The sequence below is a fragment of the Shinella sp. GW821-FHT11G07 genome (assembly GCF_058808115.1).
Genome location: NZ_JBXARJ010000002.1, coordinates 452,521 through 474,482, shown reverse-complemented (window position 1 = coordinate 474,482; position 21,962 = coordinate 452,521). Strand labels below are relative to the sequence as shown.

Here is a 21,962-nt window from a genome sequence, read left to right as displayed (position 1 = left end):
ATCTGGCCGGAAGACATCGAAAACGCCGCCCGCACAATCGTTGCCGATTTTACGGAACGCAAGCTGCTGATCGCCACCGCCGAATCCTGCACCGCCGGTCTGATTGCCGGCGCGATCACCGAGATCGCCGGCTCTTCAAACGTCTTCGACCGCGGTTTCGTCACCTATTCCAACGAGGCCAAGCGCGAGATGATCGGCGTCGCCAATGCGACGCTGAAGGCCCATGGCGCCGTCTCCCGCGCGACGGCCCTCGAAATGGCGCAAGGCGCCATCGGAAATTCCGGCGCCAACATCTCTATCGCCGTGACTGGTGTTGCCGGCCCCGGCGGCGGCTCGGATGAAAAGCCGGTCGGCCTCGTTCACCTCGCCGCAGCCTGTACAGGCCGCGAAACACTTCACCGCGAGATGCGCTACGGCGATATCGGCCGCAGTGCCGTCCGGCTTGCGACGGTGCGCACCGCGCTGGAAATGCTGATCGAGATCGCGCGGGATTAGTTCGGGCAGAGGGAATAGACGCTCATGGCGAAATTCGCCTCGTAGCGTGCCGCATCGCTCCAGAAGACCTGACCCGCGGAAAAATTATTTGCGAGGAAAGCGTCAACACTCGCCTTCTGCTTTTCGGCGAGCGCCTTGTAATCGGGCGTCTTGCGCTTTTCGCTGACACATGTCGTGAAAACCGGGATGGGGCTTGTCCGCTCCACAAAGAGCGCCTCGAAATCGCTGGAGCTCAATGCCTTACCGGTCTCGACGGCAGCGATCTTGCGGGCCGCCGGTGCGGGCAGCACGATATCGAACGTCTCGACATGGAAAAAATCACCGAGGCGCCGGTCCTCATCGCCAAGTTCGAGCCCCTCGACGGTATAGGCCTTGCCGACGAGCTTGTAGCCGCTCACCTCGAAGGCCAAACGCGCCGAGATCTTTACTATCAACGCCTTCTCGTGCTCCGGCTTCTGATCCTTGAAGAGCGGGGGCTGCAACGTCTCCTTGTCCACGATGCGCATCTCACCGCCGACGTCGATCGCCGCCGGATCGGAGGAATAGGCGTGGCGCGCATTGTAGAAGGCCAGCATCTCCGCTTCGCGTGTTGGGAAGAAGGCGCGATCCAGATAAACGGGATTTCGTGGCAAGCCGCCATCGTTGCCCCGGATCGTCATCTTCACATCCGGCCCGATGCGATAACTACCAGCGAGCGGCCGGTTCTGTTCGTCGAGAAGCAGGATGTAGTCTCCCGACACTTCCTGCGCGGCCACAGACGTGCAGAACAAGGCGATCAGGGCGAAGGGCGCAAACCGGGTGATCATGCCCCGGTAACGGGTGAGCGGGCGGAAAAATTCAGGTGGTCGGATAGATCGCGTCGGCGCGCTTCTCGAACGCCTCGGTGAACATACGAAAGGCGCGGTCGAACATCGAGCCCATCAGCGCACCGAGAATGCGGCTCTTGAACTCGTAGTCGATGAAGAAATGCACAGAACACCCGCCGTCCGGCAGCGCCTCGAACCGCCAGCGGTTGTCGAGGTAGCGGAATGGCCCGTCGATATACTTGACGTCGATTGCACGTTCCACCCGGTTGAGCAACACCTGCGTGGTAAAGGTCTCGCGGATCGCCTTGTAGCCGACCGTCATGTCGGCAACCAACAATTCCTTGCCATCCCGCTCCTTGCGCGAGCGAACCGTCAGCCCCTCGCAGAGCGGCAGGAATTCGGGATACCGTTCCACATCGGCAACGAGGTCGTACATCTGTTCAGGCGTGTGGGGAACCGGACGGCGGGTTTCGTATTGGGGCATGGCCGAGAGCTAATATTTTGGCCCCAGAATCGCAAGTAGCTGTTGGTTCTGGCGTCGCGATTTCAACACGCAAACCGACACATCAGGGCCATATGTCGCAAGATTTTCCGCGATTTCCGGGCTTTCCGTCCGCTCGAAATTCCAGACATAGCTGAGAAATTCCCGGCTGATCCGTTCCGGGCATCCATCCGCCATTTCCGGCCGCGACTGGCCGCGAAGTCTTAGCCAGCGCGAGATCACCCCATAAAGCGACATCCAGCGCGGCGGGCGCAGCCAGAGCACCAGGTGGCTGCGCGGCAGACGTAGCGGCAGCGTGCCGGGGCTCGTGCCGTCAAGGACCCAGCGCTCTTGAGCAACGATCGTCTGCAAGCGCGCCAAAGCTTCTGCTCTAGGCCGCGTCTGCCAGCCCGGCAGCCAGAAAATCTCGCGGTCCATGGAGACGTAGGGCAAAGCAAGACGCGCCGAGAGCCCCTGCGCCAGCGTACTCTTGCCACTCCCCGAGCAGCCGATCACCAGCACACGCTCTGCGGTCCTCAGCCGTTCGGCTGCCTCCTCTACGGTGATCGAAACCGTCATGGCCGTCCCCCAAATGCAAAACCCCGCCGTCGGGCAGGACGGCGGGGTTTAGAGGAAGGTCGTGAAAATGTCTATTCCGCGGCGGCGAGAAGCTTGCGCTCGCGAGCGGCGCGAAGCCGGGCGAAATCGTCGCCGGCATGGTGCGAGGAGCGCGTCAGTGGGCTCGACGAAACCATCAGGAAGCCCTTGCTGTAGGCAACGGTCTCGTAGGACTTGAACTCGTCCGGCGTCACGAAGCTCATCACGGCATGGTGCTTGCGGGTCGGTTGAAGATATTGGCCGATGGTCAGGAAGTCGACGTCGGCGGTGCGCAGGTCGTCCATCAGCTGGAGCACTTCGTTGCGCTCTTCGCCGAGGCCCACCATGATACCCGACTTGGTGAACATGGTCGGGTCGAGTTCCTTCACGCGCTGCAGCAGGCGGACGGAGTGGAAGTAGCGCGCACCCGGGCGGACGGTCAGGTAATTGCCCGGCACGGTCTCCATGTTGTGGTTGAACACGTCGGGCTTGGCAGCGACGACGCGTTCCAGGGCACCGGGCTTCTTCAGGAAGTCAGGTGTCAGGATTTCGATCGTCGTCAGCGGCGAGGCCGCGCGGATCGCCCAGATCACCTTCTCGAAGTGTTCTGCACCGCCATCGGCCAGATCATCACGGTCCACCGAGGTGATGACGACGTGGCTGAGGCCCATCTGCTTGACGGCCTTGGCGACGTTTTCAGGCTCCGCCATGTCGAGCGCATTCGGCTTGCCCGTCGCCACGTTGCAGAAGGCGCAGGCGCGGGTACAGATCTCGCCCATGATCATGAAGGTCGCGTGCTTCTTGTCCCAGCACTCACCGATGTTCGGGCAGCCCGCTTCCTCGCACACCGTCACCAGCTTGTGGCTGCGCACGAGATCGCGCGTCTCCTGGTAGCCCTTGGAGACCGGTGCGCGCACGCGAATCCATTCCGGTTTGCGCAGCACTTCGGTGTCCGGCCGGTTGGCCTTTTCCGGGTGGCGTACCCGCTTGCCGTCGGGTGAAGGGTTGGTGCGGTCGAGAATGGTGACCATGTCGTTTCCACTTTCCTGGTGAACGCCTTCGCGTTCATCCTGCGGACCGAAAATCGAGAGCCCGCCTCATGTGGAGGCGGGCTTTAGCACGTTCAAGCGTTCAACGCACGCCCATAGGCGTCCAGCACGCTTTCCTTCAGCGTTTCCGAAATCGTCGGATGCGGGAAGATCGTATGCATCAGCTCTTCCTCGGTGGTTTCGAGGTTCATGGCGATGACGAAGCCCTGGATGAGTTCGGTCACTTCCGCGCCCACGAGATGCGCCCCAAGGAGTTCGCCGGTCTTCTTGTCGAAGATCGTCTTGACGAGGCCCTGGTCTTCGCCAAGCGCAATAGCCTTGCCATTGGCGACGAAGGGGAAGCGGCCGACGCGAATGTCGCGGCCCTGTTCCTTGGCCTTGGCTTCCGTGAGGCCGACCGAGGCGACCTGCGGGTGGCAATAGGTGCAGCCCGGGATCTTCGACTTGTCCATCGGGTGAACGTTCGGCAGGCCGGCGATCTTCTCGATGCAGATGACGGCCTCGTGCTCGGCCTTGTGGGCGAGCATCGGGGGACCTGCGACGTCGCCGATGGCGTAGATGCCCGGCACGTTGGTCTTGCCGTAGCCGTCGATGGCGATGAAGCCGCGGTCGGTCTTCACGCCGAGCGCTTCGAGGCCGATATTTTCGACATTCGCCTGCACGCCGACGGCGGAGATCATGCGGTCGGCGGTGATCTTTTCGACCTTGCCGTCCTTCATTTCGACATGCGCGGTGATCGAGTTGGCGCCCTTCTCCACCTTGGTGACCTTCGCCTCCAGATGGATCTTCATACCCTGCTTCTCGAACTGCTTCTTGGCGAGCGCAGAGATTTCGGCATCCTCGACCGGCATCACCGTCTTCATCACTTCGACCACCGTCACATCGACGCCGAGCGTGCGGTAGAACGAGGCGAATTCGATGCCGATGGCGCCCGAGCCCATGACGAGCAGCGACTTCGGCATTTCCTCCGGCTTCATCGCCTCGAAATAGGTCCAGATCAGCTTGCCATCCGGCTCGATGCCGGGCAGCGCACGCGGACGCGCACCGGTCGCGATCACGATGTTCTTGGCCGTATAGGTGCCTTCCGGCAGCACGGTCTTCGGCAGCGGCGCCTGCGGCTGCTGGATCGCCTTCGTCGTCTTGGACACGACGATCTCACCCGGCTTGGTGATCTTCGCCTCGCCCCAGATGATGTCGACCTTGTTCTTCTTCATCAGGAAGCCGACGCCGCCGTTCATGCGCTGCGCGATGCCACGCGAGCGGGCAACGATCGCCTTGAGGTCCGGCGTCACCGAGCCTTCGATCTTGATGCCGTAGTCACCCGGGTGCTTTGCGTAATGGAAGATCTCGGCCGAGCGCAGCAGCGCCTTGGTCGGAATGCAACCCCAGTTGGAGCAGATGCCGGCGAGGTGCTCGCGCTCGACGATGGCCGTCTTCAGGCCCAACTGGGCGGCGCGGATCGCGGCAATGTAGCCGCCCGGACCCGAACCGATAACGATGACGTCGTAAGTCTGAGCCATGTCGTTTCCTGCCTTTTCTCTGGGCCGCGCGCGGGTTGCTGCTGCCGCCTGTTGTCTTTTTACAATCCGAGCATCATGCGCACGACGGGCTCGAGCCCGCGGCCAATCGCCCGTGTGTTTTCAGCATCGAGGTGCACGCCATCGAGCGGCGTTGTCCTGGCGACCGATCCGGCATCGAAGAAGCCGCAACCGGTCTCATCCGCGAGGTCCGCGTAAAGTGTCGCCAGCATCGCCGACTGTTCGACGCCGCCGGTATACATCGCCGAAAAGGCAACGTTCGCCGTCTCGCAGATCGGCGGCGGCGAAACGATGAGGATCTCCGGCCCGCCCTCGCCGTTGAACGACCAGGCGTGGTGACGCACCAGCTCCACCAGCCGTTCCACGCCGCGCACCGCGCCAAATGCCGTTCCGCAAATCGTCGGCTTCATGTCGTTGGCGCCGAGCAGAAGGATGACGAGGTCGATCGGATCGTGGCTATGCAGGATCGTCGGCAGGATGCGCACACCATTGCGGTCGCAATCCGCCAGATGATCGTCATAGGCGGTGGTGCGGCCGTTCAGGCCCTCTGCGATGACGGTGACATCCGGTCCCAGAGCCTTGGCGAGCACACTCGGCCAGCGATCCTCGAAGGCATGCCGGTCGAGCGTTTCCGCACTGTAACCCCAGGTCAGGCTGTCGCCGTAGCAGAGAACCGTCTTCATGGCCGCACCCCACGTATCAGACGAGCATCCCCATCGGGCTTTCGATGTAGCGCTTGAAGGCACCGAGAAGTTCGGCGCCGAGCGCTCCGTCGACGGCGCGGTGGTCGGTAGAGAGCGTGACCGTCATCGCATTGACGATGACCATCTGGCCCTTCTTGACCACGACCCGCTCCGTGCCGGCACCAACCGCCAGGATCGTCGCATGCGGCGGGTTGACGACGGCGGCGAAATTCGAGACGCCCATCATGCCCATGTTGGAGACCGCAGTCGTGCCGCCCTGGTATTCTTCGGGCTTCAGCTTGCGTTCCTTGGCGCGCTTGCCGAGGTCCTTCATCTCGTTGGAGATGGCCGACAGGCTCTTCAGCTCCGCCTTGCGGATGATCGGGGTGATCAGACCGCCCGGGATCGACACGGCAACGCCGACATCGGCATGCTTATGCTTCACCATGTTGCTGTCGGTCCAGGAGACGTTGGCATCCGGCACATCGCGAAGGGCAAGCGCCATGGCCTTGATCACCATGTCGTTGACCGAGAGCTTGTAGGCCGGCTTGCCGTCCTTCTCCGGCGCGGAACCGTTGATCTGGGCACGCAGCGCCAGAAGCGCGTCGAGCTCGACATCGACCGAGACGTAGAAGTGCGGGATCGTCTGCTTGGATTCCTGCAGGCGCTTGGCAATGGTCTTGCGCATGCCGTCATGCGGCACGAGGTCGTAGGACCCCTGCTCGAACAGCTTGAGCACGGCGTCTTCCGACATGCCCTTCGGGGCAGCGGCCGGAGCGGCCGAGGCAGCAGCAGCGGCAGGCTTGGCTCCACCGGAGGCGACAGCCTTTTCGACGTCGCTCTTCACCACGCGGCCATGCGGGCCGGAACCGGAAACCGCCGAAATATCGACGCCAGCTTCCTTGGCGATGCGGCGAGCGAGCGGCGAGGAGAACACGCGGTTGCCGTCCTTGGCCGGAGCCGGACCGGCCGAGGCGGTCGCAGCGGGAGCCGCTGCAGCAGCAGCCGGCTTTTCCGCTTCCTTCGGCGCTTCGGCGGTCTTTGCTTCGGCCTTCGGAGCAGCAGCACCGCCGCCAGCGGCGGCAGCACCAACATCTTCACCGTCGGCGGCGAGGATGGCGATGAGGCTGTTGACCTTCACGCCTTCCGTACCGGCCGGCACGACGATCTTGGCGACAACGCCCTCGTCGACGGCTTCGACTTCCATCGTCGCCTTGTCGGTCTCGATCTCGGCGATGACGTCACCGGATTTCACGGTGTCGCCTTCCTTGACGAGCCACTTGGCGAGGTTGCCCTCTTCCATGGTGGGTGACAGGGCGGGCATCGTGATGTTGATCGGCATGTCTCAACCCTCCCCTTATTTGTAGCAGACGGTTTTGACCGCCTGGACGACTTCGCCGACATTCGGCAGCGCCAGCTTTTCGAGGTTCGCGGCGTAGGGCATCGGAACGTCCTTGCCGGCAATCGTCAGGATCGGCGCATCGAGATAATCGAAAGCCTGCTGCATGACGCGGGTCGCAATCTCGGTGCCGACGGAGGACTGCGGGTAGCCTTCCTCGACGACGACCAGGCGGCCGGTCTTCTTGACCGATTCGATGACGGTCGGCAGGTCCATCGGGCGGATGGTGCGCAGGTCGATCAATTCGACGTCGATGCCGTCCTTCTCGAGTTCCGCAATCGCCTTCAGCGCATAAGTCATGCCGATGCCGAAGGAGACGACGGTGACGTCGTTGCCCTTCTTGTGGATGCGCGCCTTGCCGATCGGCAGCACGAAATCATCCATCTTCGGCACTTCGAAGCTCTGGCCGTAGAGAATTTCGTTTTCGAGGAAGATGACCGGGTTCGGATCGCGGATGGCGGCCTTCAGCAGGCCCTTCGCATCGGCAGCCGTGTACGGCATGACGACCTTGAGGCCCGGGATGTGGCTGTACCAGGCGGCATAGCACTGCGAGTGCTGGGCCGCGACGCGGGCAGCCGCGCCATTCGGGCCGCGGAAGACGATCGGCGCGCCCATCTGGCCACCGGACATGTAGAGCGTCTTGGCAGCGGAGTTGATGATCTGGTCGATCGCCTGCATGGCGAAGTTGAAGGTCATGAACTCGACGATGGGCTTCAGGCCCGTCATGGCCGCACCGACGCCGACGCCGGCAAAGCCATGTTCAGTGATCGGCGTATCGATGACGCGGCGGTCGCCGAATTCCTGAAGCAGGCCCTGGGTAATCTTGTAGGCGCCCTGGTATTCGGCGACTTCCTCGCCCATGACGAAGACGTCCTCGTCGCGGCGCATTTCTTCCGCCATGGCGTCACGCAGTGCTTCGCGCACCGTCGTCATCACCATTTCGGTGCCAGCCGGAATATCCGGATCGGCGGCGACTTCGCCCTTCGGCTGGGCCGGAACGGATGCAGCGGCAGGCGCCGGTTCGGCGGCCTTCGGTGCTTCGGCTTCTGCCGGCTTTGCGGCAGCCTTGGGCGCTGCGACCGCATCGGCGCTTTCGCCGTCCTGCAGCAGCACGGCGATTGCCGTGTTGACCTTGACGCCTTCGGTGCCGGCGGCGATCAGGATCTTGCCGATCACGCCTTCATCGACGGCTTCGACTTCCATCGTCGCCTTGTCGGTTTCGATTTCAGCGATCACGTCGCCGGACTTGACGGTGTCACCCTCGTTCTTGATCCACTTGGAGAGCGTTCCCTCTTCCATGGTCGGAGACAGGGCGGGCATGAGAATTTCGATAGGCATTTTTCGTCCCTCCCCGGATTACAGCAGGATGTCGGTGTAGAGTTCGGATGCATCCGGCTCCGGATCGGCCTGCGCGAAATCGGCACTGTCGGCGACGATGTCACGGACGTCCTTGTCGATCTGCTTGAGATCGTCCTCGCTTGCCCACTTGTTTTCCAGAAGGCGGGCGCGCACCTGCTCGATCGGGTCGTGCTCGGAACGCATCTTCTGCACTTCGTCCTTCGAGCGGTACTTCGCCGGGTCGGACATGGAGTGGCCGCGGTAGCGGTAGGTCTGCATCTCGAGGATGACCGGACCCTTGCCTGCACGGCAGTGCGCGACAGCCTCGTCCGCAGCAGCCTTCACCGCACGCACATCCATGCCATCCACCTGGAAACCGGGAATGTTGAAGGAGGCGCCGCGATGCGAGAAGTCGGTCTGGGCGGAGGCGCGCGAAACGGACGTGCCCATGGCGTAGCGGTTGTTCTCGATCACGTAGACCACCGGCAGCTTCCAAAGCGCTGCCATGTTGAAGCTCTCGTAGACCTGGCCCTGGTTGGCCGCGCCGTCACCGAAATAGGCAAGCGAGACATTGTCGTTACCGCGATAGCGGTTTGCGAAGGCAAGACCGGTACCGAGCGAGACCTGCCCGCCGACGATGCCGTGACCGCCGTAAAAATTCTTTTCCTTGGAGAACATGTGCATGGAGCCGCCCTTGCCCTTGGAAAGGCCGCCGCGACGTCCGGTCAGTTCGGCCATCACTCCACGTGGGCTCATGCCGCAAGCGAGCATGTGGCCATGGTCGCGATAACCGGTGATGACCTGATCACCTTCCTTCAGCGCCGCCTGCATGCCGACGACGACAGCTTCCTGGCCGATGTAGAGGTGACAGAAGCCGCCGATGAAGCCCATGCCGTAAAGCTGGCCGGCCTTCTCCTCGAAACGCCGGATCAGCAGCATTTCGCGGTAGGCTTTGAGATCATCTTCCTTGGAGAATTCGGCGATGGTGCCGCCGGTGAAGTCTTTTTTGACAGGCCTTGCCGTGGTCTTACGGCTGGACGTGGACGCGGTTTTACGCGGAGCCATGCGTTCCTCCCTATGTTTGCCTCTTGAAGAAAACCATAGGGGAGAAAGTCCGGCTCAGCAATGCCATAAATGCATGGCTTATATTCTTCGTAAGCCGCTGAATAGTAAGGGAGATTTACGATTAACTAGATTTCAGTTAATCCAGTTCTTCAGTGGAAAATGACGATTTCGTCGGCGCGGGACATGTTGAGATAGGAGCGTGCCTTCTCATCCAGCATGTCGCGTTCAAGCGAGCCGTCGCTCATCAAGGCCACTTCTTTTTCCAGGATCTGGCGCTGCCGCACGAGCACGTCGACGCGCGCCTGACGCTCAACCCTCTGCCGTTCGAACTCCTCCATCCCCCTGAGGCCGAATTCGCCATGTACGGAATGATAGCCGAAGTAGGAAAGGAATGCGACCGTAATCACCGGTAGCGCCAGCCGGCCGAATTTCCGCTTTTTATGATGTTTGGTCCACATGCAGGTGCCCCGCTACGCAATACGGATTTGACACTAGCGGCAAGCGGTTAACCGACCATTGACCATGATGGACGGGCGACAAAAAAAGCCCGCATCCGGAGATGCGGGCTTCGCCGTTTCGGAGAAACTGTTTTTCCGATCAGCCGCGCAGGATGCCGCGGCCGGCGTACTTCGCCTGCGGACCAAGCTGTTCCTCGATGCGGATCAGCTGGTTGTACTTGGCGGTACGGTCGGAGCGGGCGAGCGAACCGGTCTTGATCTGACCGCAGTTGGTGGCGACAGCGAGGTCGGCGATCGTCGAATCCTCGGTCTCGCCCGAGCGGTGCGACATGACGGCGGTGTAGCTCGCCTTGTGTGCGGTCTCTACGGCGTCGAGCGTCTCGGAAAGCGAGCCGATCTGGTTGACCTTGACGAGGATCGAGTTGGCGACGCCCATCTTGATGCCGTCGCGCAGGCGCGCGGAGTTCGTCACGAAGAGATCGTCGCCGACGAGCTGAACCTTCTTGCCGATCTTGTCGGTCAGCGACTTCCAGCCGTCCCAGTCGTCTTCTGCCATGCCGTCCTCGATCGAGAAGATCGGGTATTTGCCGGCAAGCTCTGCCAGATACTCGGCCATGGCTTCCGGTTCCAGCGTGCGGCCTTCGCCTTCAAGCACGTACTTGCCGTCCTTGAAGAATTCGGTCGAGGCGCAATCGAGTGCGATGTACATGTCTTCGCCCGGCTTGTAGCCGGCCTTCTCGATCGACTTCATGATGAAATCGAGGGCAGCCGGAGCCGAAGCGAGACCCGGCGCGAAGCCGCCTTCGTCACCGACATTGGTGTTGTGGCCGTCGGCAGCAAGCTGCTTCTTCAGCGTATGGAAGACTTCCGAACCCATGCGAACGGCGTCGCGGATGTTGTCGGCGCCGACCGGCACGATCATGAATTCCTGGAAGTCGATCGGGTTGTCGGCATGCGCGCCGCCATTGATGATGTTCATCATCGGCACTGGTAGGACGCGGGCGTTCGGGCCACCGATATAGCGGTAGAGCGGCAGGTTGGCGGCTTCCGCGGCAGCCTTGGCGACGGCGAGCGAAACGCCGAGGATGGCATTGGCGCCGAGGCGGGCCTTGTTCGGCGTACCGTCAAGCTCGTTCATCGCCTGGTCGATCAGGATCTGGTCTTCGGCTTCAAGACCGCCGATCGCTTCGAAGATTTCGCCGTTGACGGCGGCGACGGCATTTTCGACACCCTTGCCGAGGTAGCGCTTGCCACCGTCACGCAGTTCGACGGCTTCATGCGCGCCGGTCGAGGCGCCCGATGGAACGGCCGCGCGGCCGAAGCTGCCATCCTCGAGGTGCACGTCCACTTCAACGGTGGGATTGCCGCGGCTGTCGAGAATCTCGCGGCCGATGATGTCGATGATAGCAGTCATGGATATCGTCCTGTTTCGGGGTTAGTAAATCGATTAAAATCCACTTTTAATCGACGATGTGGAAATTACAATGGCGCAGGCAGCCGTTGTAAAAAACGGATGGCACGTCTCCATGTCATCCGTTTGAAGCCTCAGCCCTTGGTGATGTCGTCGAAGGAGATGAGCTTTTCGAGCAGCCGCGGCATGTCCTTCAGGTGCACCATGTTCGGGCCATCCGACGGCGCATTGTCCGGATCTTCATGCGTTTCGACGAAGAGGCCGGCAATGCCGACCGCGACGGCGGCGCGCGACAAGGTCTCGACGAACTCGCGCTGGCCACCGGTCGAACCACCCTGCCCGCCCGGCTGCTGCACGGAATGGGTCGCGTCGAACACGACCGGCGCGCCGAGCGAGGCCATGATCGGCAGCGAGCGCATGTCGGAGACGAGCGTGTTGTAGCCGAAGGAGGCACCGCGTTCGCACAGCATGACGTTCGGATTGCCACTCTCGGTGAACTTGGTGAGCACGTTCTTCATGTCCCAGGGCGCGAGGAACTGGCCCTTCTTGACGTTGATCGTGCGGCCAGTCTTGGCGGCAGCGACGAGCAGGTCCGTCTGGCGCGACAGGAACGCCGGGATCTGCAGCACGTCGACCGTCTCGGCGACGATTGCGCACTGCTCTTCCGTGTGAATATCCGTCAGCACCGGAAAACCGAAATCCTTCTTGAGGTCGGCAAAGATTTCCATCGCCTTCTCAAGCCCGATGCCGCGCTTGCCGGACAGCGAGGTGCGGTTCGCCTTGTCGTAGGAGGATTTGTAGACGAGGCCGATGCCCAGCTTGCCGGTCATTTCGACGAGCGCCTCGGCCATCATATAGGCGTGCTCGCGGCTCTCCATCTGGCAGGGGCCGGCGATCAGCGAGAAGCGTTCGGTCTGCGAGAAGGTGACCTTCTTCGGGCCTTCGCCGACGACAACGGTGGAATTGGTTTTCATCTCATTCTCCAAAGACGAAGTGGACACCCTGCCCCGGCGCCGGTGGCACCATCAGGCGGCCGTCCCGCTCCTTAAAGGCGACGCCGCGCTCCGTCAGCAGGCGGCGACAATCGGACAGGTTGGAAGTCTTAAACACGACCGCCCGCCCCTTGAGGCCACGGTCCGTGCCCACAACCGGCGGAATGCCATAGAATCCTTCAAGGCCGGCATCGTTCAGCACGGTGATGCGGCCGCGAGGCGTATCGACGGACATGCCGAAGGACAGGGCCTCGACCTCGCGCTCATCGGCCGCTTCCTGCACGAGGTACTGGAAGTCGGTCGGGTTCTGCTCGGACAGCACGACCTCCGAGAGCGCCACGACACCATTCTCATGCGCTTCCAGCGACTTGCGGTCGGAGGGCAGCGGCAGGATGCGTTGCGAGGCGAAGAAGAGGAAATCCGGGCTGCGTTGGTCGGCGGCAAAGGCCAGGCGAAAACTGCCGGTCGCCGATGTGCCGTCGGGCAGCAGCATGTCGCGGGAAAATTCCAGCACCTCGCCGCCCGAAAGGCCGGCCGTCGTGTAGCGCTGGTCGTCTTCCCAGGCGTCGCTGCTCGCCATGGCGATGCCGGAAAAGCCTTCTATGCCGCGGCGAAACCGAAAGGCCTGGTCGCGCGCGACGAAGACATTGCCCTTGCGGGCGGCTTCCTCGCACTCTTCGCGATTGGCAATACCGAGTGGCTCCAGGTAGCTGCCATCGGAGAGGAAGACGCAACAGTTTTCCGTCCCGAAGGGATGGCGCGCGTCCTTGGCGACGGTGAAACCGAGCGCCGTCAGACGCTCGCGGGCAACACCGAGATCGGACACCGGCAACACCAGATGGTCGATCGGGCGGGGCGTTCTCGAACTCACGGTCATGGGTAAAATCCGGTCGTGTTTCAGGCGCCCCGTGCTTTGCATGCTTTCGGCCCGCAATGCAAGCACCAGCATGACAGGCAGAGACGCCCGGAACTTTTCCATCCGCCAGCCATTCCAGACCACCTTCCGCACCGGAGCATTCCCATTTCAAAGCCCGACGACATCACCCGCCAGCGCGATCTGCACGAATCCCGCCCCCTTTGGGCCGACTCGCCCCGCATCGCGCTTCGCACGAGGCAAACGCCATCGAAGGATGACTACGACGTCATCATCGTGGGCGCCGGCATTTCCGGTGCCCTGATGGCGCATGCGCTGGCTGATGGAAAACGCTCCGTGCTCGTGGTCGACCGCCGCCAGCCCGTGCATGGCAGCACGCTCGCCAGCACCGCGATGATCCAGCACGAAATCGACATCCCGCTCCACAAACTCGCCGGCATGATCGGCGCGGAAAAGGCCGGCCGCGCGTGGCAGCGCTCGGCGCGCGCCGTGGAGCAGTTGACACACATCGTCGCCGATCTCGGCCTCTCCTGCGGCTTCGAGCGTAAGAAGACGCTCTTCCTTGCGGGCGACGAATATGGCGCCCGCGCCCTGCGCACCGAAGTTGATGCACGTCATGCAGCCAATATCGAGGCCGATTTTGTCGACGCCGCCGGCCTCGCCGCGCATTTTTCTCTCGATCGCACCGGCGCTATTCTCAGCGACATTTCCGCCTCGGCAAACCCGGCCCAGATGGCCGCCGGCATCCTGCGCGCGGCGGCAAGGCGCGGGGTGGAACTCGTCAGCCCGCTCGAAATCACCGATGTGCGCTCAACGACGAAAGGTGTCTTCCTCGCCACGACCGACGGCAAGATTCTCTCCGCGCGTCACGCCGTCTTCTGTTCCGGTTACGAGTTCCTGGAGACGCTTGCGCACAAGGACCACGCCATCGTCTCCACCTGGGCGCTCGCCACGCCACCCGGCATTGCCCTGCCGGACTGGCTGAAGGACTGCATCGTCTGGGAAGGTGCCGATCCCTATCTTTATCTGCGCCGCTCGCGCGACGGCCGGCTGATTGCCGGCGGAGAGGACGAGGAAAGTGAAGACGCCTTCGCCTCGCCGCAAAAGCTGGAAACCAAGGCGACAACCATCCGCAGGAAAGCCGAAGCTCTGCTCGGCCTCTCCCTGCCGGCGCCGGAATACACCTGGGCTGCCCCTTTTGGCACGACCCGCACCGGCTTGCCGCTGATCGGCCGCGTTCCCGGCATGGACAACGTCTTCGCCGTCATGGGCTTTGGCGGCAACGGCATCACCTTCAGCCAGATCGCCGCCGAGATCGTCTCGTCGGCGATCGCCGGCCATGGCGATGCCGACGCGGACCTCTTCGCCATCAGTCCAGGCACCACCTGACGAAACACCCTTCGGAAGGCCGCTATGGTACTGGAAAGCCATATCGCCCGGATCGCAATGACGCTCAGGAGCGGAAGCGTTTGCGATAGTCTCCCGGCGTCAACCCGACGATGCGGGCAAAAACTTTCCGGAAGGCGCCGGGATCGTTATAGCCGACGTCCACCGCCACGTTGTCGACCGAGCGCGTGGTGAATTGCAGCATTTCCTGGGCCTTCGCCACCCGCAACCGCTGGCAATAGTCCGTCGTCGTCAGCCCCGTCGCCTTGCGAAAACGCCGAAGGAAGGTGCGTTCTTCCAGCTCCGCCTGAGCAGCGAGCCCCTCAAGGCCGATCTCCTTCGCCTCCGTCGCCTGCAGAAAATGCTGCACTTTCAGGATCGCCGCATCGCCATGCAACAGGCGCGGCGAGAAGGTGCTGTAGTAGCGCTGCTCCCGCCCCGGCGGATCGACCACGAATTGCCGGGCGATCTCCAGCATGATCGTGGGCCCGAGAAAACGGTCGATCAGCTTCAGCCCAAGATCGACCCAGGCCATGACGCCACCGGCCGTGACGATGTCGCCATCGTCGCTGAGCAGTCGATCCGTATCGACGTGAACATCGGGAAAACGCAGTTCGAAGGTCTCGGCAATCACCCAGTTGGTGGTGATCGTCCGTCCGGTCAGCAGCCCCGTCTCGCCAAGCAAAAAGGCCCCGGCACAGATCGAAGCGAGCTGAATGCCATTGGCATGGCATTCGCGCAGCCAGGCGGCGAAGGGCGCCGCGTCCTCCCGGCGGATGGGATCGCCAAGCGCCGGCGGCAGCACGAGAACGCAGGGCCGCGACGCCCCGGTCGGGAGAGCACTCGCTTCGATGCGCACCGGCTGCCCGTCCTCCAACCGCCAATGGCTGACCCCGAGCACCGGCCCCGCCGCACCCTTCCGGCCGGCCAGTTCCATCGCCGAATTGAAGAGATCGGTCATGCCGAGCACGGCCGCCATCTGTACCCCCGGATAAAGCACCAGTCCAATCTCGGCCGCGGCTGCCATGTCACTTTCACCCTGTATTATGTCGATATCGCCAATGGCGAGAGATGGCAGGCCCGAGGCAGAATGTCCATGACTTCAATCATGTGCAGAAAGGATCTCCCATGAGCAAACGCGCCGTCATCATCGTCGACCTCCAGAAGGATTATCTCGCCTCCGGCAGCTTCGCGCTGACCGGCATCGATGCCGCCGCCGCCAACGCCGCCCGCGTCGTCGACGCCGCCCGCGGCAAGGGTGACCGGATCATCCACGTCCATCACGTGGCGAAGGAGGCCGATTCGCCGCTCTTTGCCCCGAACACCGACGGCATCCACCCGATCCCGGCGGTGACGCCGCAGGCCGGCGATACGGTCGTGGTCAAGAATTTTCCGAATTCCTTCCGCGAAACGACACTCCAGCAGACCTTGCAGGACGGCGGCATCGAAGAGGTCGTGGTGGTCGGTGCGATGAGCGACGTCTGCATCGACGCGACCGCCCGCGCCGCCGCCGATCTCGGTTACGGGCTCACCGTCGTGCACGATGCCTGCGCCACGCGCGACAAGGCATTCGGTGATTCGGTCGTGCCCGCCGCGCAGGTTCACGCCACGATCATGTCGGCGCTCGAATTCGGCTACGGCAAGGTCACGACAACGGCCGACTTCCTGTCTTGAATCCGGGAAGCATCTGAAAAAACCTGAAAAATGGCCATCTCCGCTCCGGCGGGGATGGCAAGCCGAAGACGAAAGCCTCCGGAAATCACCGTCCTTCGAACGCGCGTATTGCGGCGCGTCATTCGCCTGTCATGTGACAATGATGTCTCTTCCCGCGTGAATGCACCCGGCAGCCGCCAGGACCGGCGCCAAGCGGAGTACGCGTTGAATGGACATGGCTCAGGCCTTCGCCCTTGCCTCGGGCGCTCTTGTCGCGACCAACCTCGCCAGCATCGTGATCGCCGGCAAGCGGCTGAAACCAGCCGACGCCGCACCGCCGGCAATCGACGAAAAGCCACCGGTCTCGATCGTCGTTCCCGTCCGCGGTATCGAGAATTTTACGGCCGAAACGCTGGATCGTGCCTTTCGCCTGACCTGGCCGGACTATGAGCTGCTGTTTTGCGTCGCCCATGGCAGCGATCCCATCATCCCGGAAATCGAGAAGACCGCCGCGCGGCATTCCCATGTCGCAGCGCGCATCCTCGTCGGTGACGACCGCGTCAGCGCCAATCCAAAACTCAACAATTGCGTCAAGGGCTGGCAGGCAGCACGTCATGATTGGGTGATCCTCGCCGATTCCAACGTGCTGATGCCGCCGGATTACATCCAGCACCTGATGGGCGGCTGGCGGACCGATTCAGGCCTGGTCTGCTCGACGCCGCTCGGCTCGCGGCCGGATGGCTTCTGGGCGGAGGTGGAATGCATGTTCCTCAACACCCAGCAGGCCCGCTGGCAATATGCCGGCGAAGCGCTGGGGCTCGGTTTTGCACAGGGCAAGAGCATGCTCTGGTACAAGCCCATGCTCGATGCGAACGGCGGCATCCATGCGCTGAGTGCGGAAATCGCCGAGGATGCGGCCTCCACCAAGCTTGTCAGCCGCCTGGGCCTGAAGGTCCACCTCGTTTCATCGCCCTTCGAGCAGCCGCTGGGGCGCCGCACGGGGCACGACATCTGGTCGCGCCAGTGCCGCTGGTCGCGCCTGCGCCGTGTCACCTTCCCGAGTTTCTTCACGCCGGAAATCCTGCTCGGCGCCATCCCGCCGCTGCTACTGGCGCTTGTCGCGGCCATGATGTCCGACGCAACGCTTGCGCCGGCCGCACTTCTGGTGCTCGCAGCCATCTACCTGCCGGAAGTGGCGCTTGCGCTTGCCAAGGGCTGGCGGCTCTCCCTCTGGTCCGTCCCGGCCATGATCGTGCGCGACTGCATGATGCCGGCCATCTGGCTGCGCAGTTGGGTCGGCGGCAATATCGACTGGCGCGGCAACACGATGACCATCGGCACCACTGCCTGCGAACTGAAGGAAGCGCCGGCCGGGTCGTAAAAGCCCGGTCAGCTCTTCAGGCAAAGCCCCTCCAGCAGCGTTCGAAAACCCTGCACCGCGCGCCGGGAGGTTTCTTCCGGCGCCTCCGACTTGGCGATCCACAGGGCGGCATGGCTGCTGGCGCCGTTGATCAGGCGAGCCGCCGCCTCCGTATCGATATCCGCCATCACGCCATCGGCCTTCAATTGCTCGATGCTGCGGCTGAGTGCAGCGATGCAGCCGCTTGTGGTCTGCCATTGCGACACGTCGCCGAGCACTGCCGGCCCATCGCGAAACATGATGCGCTGGATTTCCGGCTCCAGCGCCATCTCGATATAGGCGACGCATTCTGCGACGAACCCTTGCCAGCGATTCGGAGCCGCTGCCGAAACCTGGTGCAGCCGCGTCGTCATTTCCGCGTCGATTTCCCGGATGACCGCCTGGAGAAGCCCCTTCTTGTCGCCGAAGTGGTGGTACAGCGCGCCACGCGTCAGCCCGGCGCCCGCCGTGAAGTCATCCATCGACGCTTCTGCATAGCCAACGGTTCCGAAAGCCAGCCGCCCGGCAGCAATCAGCTTGGCCTTCGTTTCTGCAATCATTTCCTCGCGCGGTTTGCGCATGGCACTTTCCTTTCACATACGCCGCGTATTTTATTTGACATACGCCACGTATGCAACTATCTCTTCGACATACGCCACGTATGTAAGTGGCAGGACGGTTCATTTTCAGGAGCAGGCCATGGCCAACCCGTACAAAGAGATTTTCAGCGTGCCCGGAACGAAAGGCTTTTCCGCCGCCGGTTTCCTCGCACGCCTTCCCATCGCCATGGCGCCGATCGGCATCGTCGCCATGCTGTCGCAGACCCACGGCGAATACTGGCTCGCCGGCGCCGTGTCCGCTACCTTCGCGCTGACCAACGCGCTGATCTCGCCGCAGGTCTCCCGCCTCGTCGATCGCTACGGCCAGGCAGCCGTGCTGACACCGGCGACCATCATCGCCGTCATCGCCTTCCTGGCGCTGATTATCGGCACCAACCAGGGTTGGCCCGTCTGGACGCTCTTCGTCTCCGCCTTCCTCGCTGCCGCCATGCCCAGCATGCCCGCCATGCTGCGCGCCCGCTGGAGCGACATTTTCCGCGATCGCCCGGAACTCAACACCGCCTTCGCCTTCGAATCGGCGGCCGATGAGCTGGTCTACATTGCCGGGGCCTCGCTTTCGGTCGGTCTCGCCGTGGCGCTCTTCCCCGAAGCCGGCATGCTGATCAGCACCGCCTTCCTCGCTATCGGCACGTTCGCCTTCGTGCTGCAGCGCTCCACCCAGCCGGCGGTCCGCCATGTCGCCGGCAGCACGCCACAGAAATCGGCAATCCGTCTCCGCCCCGTACAGATCATTACGCTCGCCCTCATTTTCGTCGGCTCTACCTTCGCAACGGCGGAAGTCAGCGCAGTGGCGATCACCAAGGAACTCGGCCAGCCGAATGCCGCCAGCCTCGTCATCGGCGTCTACGCCGTCGGCTCCTTCGTCGTCGGCCTCATCCTGGGCGCCTTGAACCCGAAGATGGCACTCCAGAAGCAATTGATGATCGCCGTCGCCATCCTGGCGCTGACTGCGCTGCCGCTGCCCTTCGCCGGCACGGTTCCTATGCTCGCAATCGCAGTCTTCCTCAGCGGTGTCGCCATCTCGCCGACCTTCATCACCGCCTTCGGCATCGTCGAGCGTCGCGTGCCGGAAAGCATGCTGACCGAGGGCGTCACCTGGGTCACCACCGGCATCGGCATCGGCATGGCCCTGGGCGCCTTCGTCGCCGGCTGGGCAGTCGATAACTTCGGCGCGCAGAACGGCTTCTGGGTCTCCGTCGCCGCCGGCCTCGGCGCCGTCCTCACCATCGGGCTTGGCCAGCGCGTACTTGCCGGCGAGGATTGCGATGACGGGGTCTGCCCGCTGGTGCAAGCCGCTGAATAAACAAAAAAGCCCGGCAGAGATGCCGGGCTTTTTCATTTTGAATGGATTGCCTCAGACGAGGCGGCTCTGTTCCAGCGCCGCTTCCACGAAGCTCGCAAAGAGCGGGTGCGGATCGAGCGGGCGGCTCTTCAGTTCCGGGTGGTACTGGACACCGATGAACCACGGATGATCCGGATATTCCACCGTCTCCGGCAGAACACCGTCCGGCGACATACCGGAGAAGACGAGGCCACAGCCTTCCAGCCGGTCCTTGTAATCGACGTTCACCTCGTAGCGGTGACGGTGACGTTCGGAAATATCCGTCGAGCCGTAGATGTCGGCGATCTTGGTGCCGCCCTTCAGCGTCGCGCGATAGGCGCCAAGACGCATCGTGCCGCCGAGATCGCCCGAGGCTGAACGCTTCTCCAGATCGTTTCCCTTCACCCATTCCGTCATCAGGCCGACGACCGGCTCGGCCGTCTTGCCGAATTCCGTGGACGACGCCTTTTCAAGGCCGGCGAGATTGCGCGCCGCTTCCACGACCGCCATCTGCATGCCGAAGCAGATGCCGAAATACGGCACCTTGCGCTCGCGGGCAAAGCGCGCCGCATTGATCTTGCCCTCGGAACCGCGCTCGCCAAAACCGCCGGGAACGAGGATGCCGTGCACTTTCTCCAGATACGGCGCGGGATCTTCCTTCTCGAAGACCTCCGACTCGATCCATTCAAGCTTGACCTTGACGTGGTTGGCGATGCCACCGTGGTACAGCGCCTCGATCAGCGACTTGTAGGCATCCTTGAGGCCCGTGTATTTGCCGACGATGGCGATCGTAACCTCGCCTTCCGGCGTCTTGATACGATCGGAAACCGTCTGCCAGGCTTCGAGACGCGGCTTCGGCGCCGGCTCGATGCCGAAGGCGGCGAGCACCTCGTCGTCCAGGCCTTCCTTGTGGTAGGCGAGCGGCACGTCGTAGATCGACGCAACGTCGAGCGCCTGGATCACGGCGGTCTGGCGCACGTTGCAGAACAGCGAGAGCTTCTTGCGCTCGGCTTCCGGGATTTCCCGGTCGGCACGCACCAGCAGGATGTCCGGATGGATGCCCATGGCCTGCAGCTCCTTGACGGAGTGCTGCGTCGGCTTGGTCTTGAGTTCGCCAGCGGCCGGAATGTAGGGCATCAGCGTCAGGTGGACATAGACGGCCGTGCCGCGCGGCAGATCGTTGCCAAGCTGGCGGATCGCCTCGATGAAGGGCATGGCCTCGATGTCGCCCACCGTGCCGCCGATCTCGCAGATAACGAAATCGTAGTCTTCGTTGCCGTCGGTGACGAAGTTCTTGATTTCGTTGGTAACGTGCGGGATGACCTGCACCGTCGCGCCGAGATAGTCGCCGCGGCGTTCCTTGTCGATGATGTTCTTGTAGATGCGACCGGTGGTGATGTTGTCGGTCTTGGTGGCCGAACGCCCGGTAAAGCGCTCATAGTGGCCGAGGTCGAGGTCGGTTTCCGCACCGTCGTCTGTGACGAACACCTCGCCGTGCTGCGTCGGGCTCATGGTGCCCGGGTCGACATTGAGATAGGGGTCTAGCTTCCGGAGGCGAACGCGGTAACCGCGAGCCTGAAGGAGAGCTCCGAGTGCAGCGGCAGCGATGCCTTTTCCGAGGGAAGAAACCACGCCGCCTGTGATGAATACATATCGCGCCATGGGAGTCACCGAATACCTTTTCAAAATCGATTCCGCCACCGAAAAATCACCTTGGGCGTGATTTCGGAAGGCGCAATCGGCGTTTTACACAAGAAGAAGGCCGGTTGGGTTTCGCCAACCGGCCGGTTTGTCTTTTAGTCCTTGCAGCTTACTGGCCGCTCGGGACGCCGGAATTCTGTTCCGTGCCCGTTGCGCCGCCCGTCGTACCGGTGCCGGTCGTGGTGGGCGTATTGCCAGTGCCGGTGCCGGTTCCGGTTGCCGCGCCACCTTCGGTCGGAACGGCGTCGGTGCCGGTCGCCGCAGGCGTCTGGTTGTTCTGCGTGCCCTGGCTCTGTTCGCCGCCGCCGAGCGCATCAAGAACGCCGCCCGTGCCGGTCGTGCCCGGGATACGGTCGAGAATGTCGGTCGGCTGCGTCTCGTAGCGGGCGATGATGCCCATGCCGAGCGCCAGAACGAAGAACAGCGTGGCGAGGATGGCCGTGGTGCGCGTCAGGGCATTGGCCGTGCCGCGCGCCGACATGAAGCCGGAGCCGCCGCCGATGCCGAGGCCGCCGCCTTCAGAGCGCTGGATCAGCACGACGCCGATCAGCGCGACGACGACCATGAGATAGATGACGAGCAAAATGGTCTGCATGTTTCAGGATCCCGGCCAGACGGCCCAAATTTCAGGTTTGCGGCTCAATATACCAAGCCGCGCACCATTCCAAGCCCTACAAGTCAATCCACCTGCCCTTT

Annotated in this window: 22 protein-coding genes; 5 read left to right on the top strand and 17 right to left on the bottom strand. The window is 62.8% G+C overall.

Annotated features, from left to right (window positions below; translation table 11 throughout):
- Window positions 1-495, top strand: a complete 495-nt coding sequence (locus tag AC1RT2_RS05785; protein WP_493100401.1) for a CinA family protein — start codon at window positions 1-3, stop codon at window positions 493-495.
- Here the strand turns inward: AC1RT2_RS05785 and AC1RT2_RS05780 are convergent.
- The 13 genes from AC1RT2_RS05780 to AC1RT2_RS05720 all read right to left on the bottom strand — a co-directional run bounded on the left by AC1RT2_RS05780 (window position 492) and on the right by AC1RT2_RS05720 (window position 13,189).
- Window positions 492-1,301 carry a hypothetical protein gene (locus tag AC1RT2_RS05780; protein WP_493100208.1) on the bottom strand — a complete coding sequence of 270 codons (810 nt, stop codon included), beginning with the start codon at window positions 1,299-1,301 and terminating at the stop codon, window positions 492-494. The two genes, AC1RT2_RS05785 and AC1RT2_RS05780, sit on opposite strands and share 4 nt — an antisense overlap.
- Before the next feature lie 31 nt (window positions 1,302-1,332).
- On the bottom strand, window positions 1,333-1,785 hold the full coding sequence (locus AC1RT2_RS05775; RefSeq protein WP_493100206.1) for a type II toxin-antitoxin system RatA family toxin: 453 nt from the start codon (window positions 1,783-1,785) through the stop codon (window positions 1,333-1,335).
- Between the two features lie 9 nt (window positions 1,786-1,794).
- Window positions 1,795-2,361, bottom strand: coding sequence for a P-loop NTPase family protein (locus AC1RT2_RS05770; protein WP_493100204.1), 567 nt, complete (start codon window positions 2,359-2,361; stop codon window positions 1,795-1,797).
- A gap of 71 nt (window positions 2,362-2,432) precedes the next feature.
- Complete coding sequence (gene lipA / locus AC1RT2_RS05765; RefSeq protein WP_493100202.1) at window positions 2,433-3,410, bottom strand: lipoyl synthase; 978 nt, start codon at window positions 3,408-3,410, stop codon at window positions 2,433-2,435.
- Window positions 3,411-3,502: 92 nt separating this feature from the next.
- A complete protein-coding gene (gene lpdA, locus AC1RT2_RS05760; RefSeq protein WP_493100200.1) occupies window positions 3,503-4,948 on the bottom strand; it encodes a dihydrolipoyl dehydrogenase in 1,446 nt (481 codons plus the stop codon).
- 59 nt (window positions 4,949-5,007) lie between these two features.
- A complete protein-coding gene (locus AC1RT2_RS05755) occupies window positions 5,008-5,649 on the bottom strand; it encodes an SGNH/GDSL hydrolase family protein (protein WP_493100198.1) in 642 nt (213 codons plus the stop codon).
- Between the two features lie 16 nt (window positions 5,650-5,665).
- The gene (locus AC1RT2_RS05750) at window positions 5,666-6,991 is read right to left on the bottom strand and encodes a pyruvate dehydrogenase complex dihydrolipoamide acetyltransferase (protein WP_493100196.1); all 1,326 of its coding nucleotides are present in this window, start codon (window positions 6,989-6,991) and stop codon (window positions 5,666-5,668) included.
- A gap of 15 nt (window positions 6,992-7,006) precedes the next feature.
- Window positions 7,007-8,386 carry a pyruvate dehydrogenase complex E1 component subunit beta gene (locus AC1RT2_RS05745; protein ID WP_493100194.1) on the bottom strand — a complete coding sequence of 460 codons (1,380 nt, stop codon included), beginning with the start codon at window positions 8,384-8,386 and terminating at the stop codon, window positions 7,007-7,009.
- Between the two features lie 18 nt (window positions 8,387-8,404).
- Window positions 8,405-9,451, bottom strand: coding sequence for a pyruvate dehydrogenase (acetyl-transferring) E1 component subunit alpha (gene pdhA, locus AC1RT2_RS05740; RefSeq protein ID WP_069058691.1), 1,047 nt, complete (start codon window positions 9,449-9,451; stop codon window positions 8,405-8,407).
- Between the two features lie 149 nt (window positions 9,452-9,600).
- A complete protein-coding gene (locus tag AC1RT2_RS05735; RefSeq protein ID WP_069058690.1) occupies window positions 9,601-9,909 on the bottom strand; it encodes an FtsB family cell division protein in 309 nt (102 codons plus the stop codon).
- 139 nt (window positions 9,910-10,048) lie between these two features.
- Window positions 10,049-11,323, bottom strand: a complete 1,275-nt coding sequence (gene eno / locus AC1RT2_RS05730; protein WP_493100191.1) for a phosphopyruvate hydratase — start codon at window positions 11,321-11,323, stop codon at window positions 10,049-10,051.
- Window positions 11,324-11,454: 131 nt separating this feature from the next.
- Entirely contained in the window at window positions 11,455-12,294 is an 840-nt protein-coding gene (gene kdsA / locus AC1RT2_RS05725) for a 3-deoxy-8-phosphooctulonate synthase (RefSeq protein WP_493100189.1), read from the bottom strand.
- 1 nt (window position 12,295) lies between these two features.
- Window positions 12,296-13,189, bottom strand: a complete 894-nt coding sequence (locus tag AC1RT2_RS05720; protein ID WP_069058687.1) for a VOC family protein — start codon at window positions 13,187-13,189, stop codon at window positions 12,296-12,298.
- A gap of 144 nt (window positions 13,190-13,333) precedes the next feature.
- Between AC1RT2_RS05720 and AC1RT2_RS05715 the strand changes: the two genes are divergently transcribed.
- Window positions 13,334-14,575 carry an NAD(P)/FAD-dependent oxidoreductase gene (locus tag AC1RT2_RS05715; RefSeq protein WP_493100399.1) on the top strand — a complete coding sequence of 414 codons (1,242 nt, stop codon included), beginning with the start codon at window positions 13,334-13,336 and terminating at the stop codon, window positions 14,573-14,575.
- Window positions 14,576-14,639: 64 nt separating this feature from the next.
- On the opposite strand, the gene AC1RT2_RS05710 is transcribed toward AC1RT2_RS05715, so the two are convergent.
- Window positions 14,640-15,599, bottom strand: a complete 960-nt coding sequence (locus tag AC1RT2_RS05710) for a GlxA family transcriptional regulator (RefSeq protein ID WP_493100187.1) — start codon at window positions 15,597-15,599, stop codon at window positions 14,640-14,642.
- Between the two features lie 101 nt (window positions 15,600-15,700).
- On the opposite strand from AC1RT2_RS05710, the gene AC1RT2_RS05705 reads away from it, so the two are divergent.
- Window positions 15,701-16,246, top strand: a complete 546-nt coding sequence (locus tag AC1RT2_RS05705; RefSeq protein WP_493100185.1) for a cysteine hydrolase family protein — start codon at window positions 15,701-15,703, stop codon at window positions 16,244-16,246.
- 214 nt (window positions 16,247-16,460) lie between these two features.
- Window positions 16,461-17,606: a ceramide glucosyltransferase gene (locus AC1RT2_RS05700; protein ID WP_493100397.1), complete on the top strand. Its 1,146-nt coding sequence runs from the start codon at window positions 16,461-16,463 to the stop codon at window positions 17,604-17,606.
- 8 nt (window positions 17,607-17,614) lie between these two features.
- Here AC1RT2_RS05700 and AC1RT2_RS05695 read toward each other — a convergent pair whose 3' ends face one another.
- On the bottom strand, window positions 17,615-18,205 hold the full coding sequence (locus AC1RT2_RS05695) for a TetR/AcrR family transcriptional regulator (protein WP_493100183.1): 591 nt from the start codon (window positions 18,203-18,205) through the stop codon (window positions 17,615-17,617).
- A 118-nt stretch (window positions 18,206-18,323) separates the two neighbouring features.
- Between AC1RT2_RS05695 and AC1RT2_RS05690 the strand changes: the two genes are divergently transcribed.
- Window positions 18,324-19,547, top strand: coding sequence for an MFS transporter (locus tag AC1RT2_RS05690; protein WP_493100181.1), 1,224 nt, complete (start codon window positions 18,324-18,326; stop codon window positions 19,545-19,547).
- A gap of 51 nt (window positions 19,548-19,598) precedes the next feature.
- On the opposite strand, the gene pyrG is transcribed toward AC1RT2_RS05690, so the two are convergent.
- Complete coding sequence (pyrG, locus tag AC1RT2_RS05685) at window positions 19,599-21,227, bottom strand: CTP synthase (protein ID WP_069058682.1); 1,629 nt, start codon at window positions 21,225-21,227, stop codon at window positions 19,599-19,601.
- A 148-nt stretch (window positions 21,228-21,375) separates the two neighbouring features.
- Window positions 21,376-21,861: a preprotein translocase subunit SecG gene (gene secG, locus AC1RT2_RS05680; RefSeq protein WP_493100179.1), complete on the bottom strand. Its 486-nt coding sequence runs from the start codon at window positions 21,859-21,861 to the stop codon at window positions 21,376-21,378.
- Between the last annotated feature and the right edge of the window lie 101 nt (window positions 21,862-21,962).

Excerpts from the sequence above, each read along its gene's own strand:
- eno (WP_493100191.1), bottom strand. The coding sequence starts at position 11,323 with ATGACTGCTATCATCGACATCATCGGCCGCGAGATTCTCGACAGCCGC.
- AC1RT2_RS05775 (WP_493100206.1), bottom strand. The coding sequence starts at position 1,785 with ATGCCCCAATACGAAACCCGCCGTCCGGTTCCCCACACGCCTGAACAG.
- pdhA (WP_069058691.1), bottom strand. The coding sequence starts at position 9,451 with ATGGCTCCGCGTAAAACCGCGTCCACGTCCAGCCGTAAGACCACGGCA.
- AC1RT2_RS05700 (WP_493100397.1), top strand. The coding sequence starts at position 16,461 with ATGGCTCAGGCCTTCGCCCTTGCCTCGGGCGCTCTTGTCGCGACCAAC.
- AC1RT2_RS05750 (WP_493100196.1), bottom strand. The coding sequence starts at position 6,991 with ATGCCGATCAACATCACGATGCCCGCCCTGTCACCCACCATGGAAGAG.
- AC1RT2_RS05745 (WP_493100194.1), bottom strand. The coding sequence starts at position 8,386 with ATGCCTATCGAAATTCTCATGCCCGCCCTGTCTCCGACCATGGAAGAG.
- AC1RT2_RS05770 (WP_493100204.1), bottom strand. The coding sequence starts at position 2,361 with ATGACGGTTTCGATCACCGTAGAGGAGGCAGCCGAACGGCTGAGGACC.
- kdsA (WP_493100189.1), bottom strand. The coding sequence starts at position 12,294 with ATGAAAACCAATTCCACCGTTGTCGTCGGCGAAGGCCCGAAGAAGGTC.
- AC1RT2_RS05705 (WP_493100185.1), top strand. The coding sequence starts at position 15,701 with ATGAGCAAACGCGCCGTCATCATCGTCGACCTCCAGAAGGATTATCTC.
- AC1RT2_RS05690 (WP_493100181.1), top strand. The coding sequence starts at position 18,324 with ATGGCCAACCCGTACAAAGAGATTTTCAGCGTGCCCGGAACGAAAGGC.
- pyrG (WP_069058682.1), bottom strand. The coding sequence starts at position 21,227 with ATGGCGCGATATGTATTCATCACAGGCGGCGTGGTTTCTTCCCTCGGA.
- AC1RT2_RS05780 (WP_493100208.1), bottom strand. The coding sequence starts at position 1,301 with ATGATCACCCGGTTTGCGCCCTTCGCCCTGATCGCCTTGTTCTGCACG.
- AC1RT2_RS05710 (WP_493100187.1), bottom strand. The coding sequence starts at position 15,599 with ATGGCAGCCGCGGCCGAGATTGGACTGGTGCTTTATCCGGGGGTACAG.
- AC1RT2_RS05720 (WP_069058687.1), bottom strand. The coding sequence starts at position 13,189 with ATGACCGTGAGTTCGAGAACGCCCCGCCCGATCGACCATCTGGTGTTG.
- lpdA (WP_493100200.1), bottom strand. The coding sequence starts at position 4,948 with ATGGCTCAGACTTACGACGTCATCGTTATCGGTTCGGGTCCGGGCGGC.
- AC1RT2_RS05735 (WP_069058690.1), bottom strand. The coding sequence starts at position 9,909 with ATGTGGACCAAACATCATAAAAAGCGGAAATTCGGCCGGCTGGCGCTA.
- secG (WP_493100179.1), bottom strand. The coding sequence starts at position 21,861 with ATGCAGACCATTTTGCTCGTCATCTATCTCATGGTCGTCGTCGCGCTG.
- AC1RT2_RS05695 (WP_493100183.1), bottom strand. The coding sequence starts at position 18,205 with ATGCGCAAACCGCGCGAGGAAATGATTGCAGAAACGAAGGCCAAGCTG.
- AC1RT2_RS05755 (WP_493100198.1), bottom strand. The coding sequence starts at position 5,649 with ATGAAGACGGTTCTCTGCTACGGCGACAGCCTGACCTGGGGTTACAGT.
- lipA (WP_493100202.1), bottom strand. The coding sequence starts at position 3,410 with ATGGTCACCATTCTCGACCGCACCAACCCTTCACCCGACGGCAAGCGG.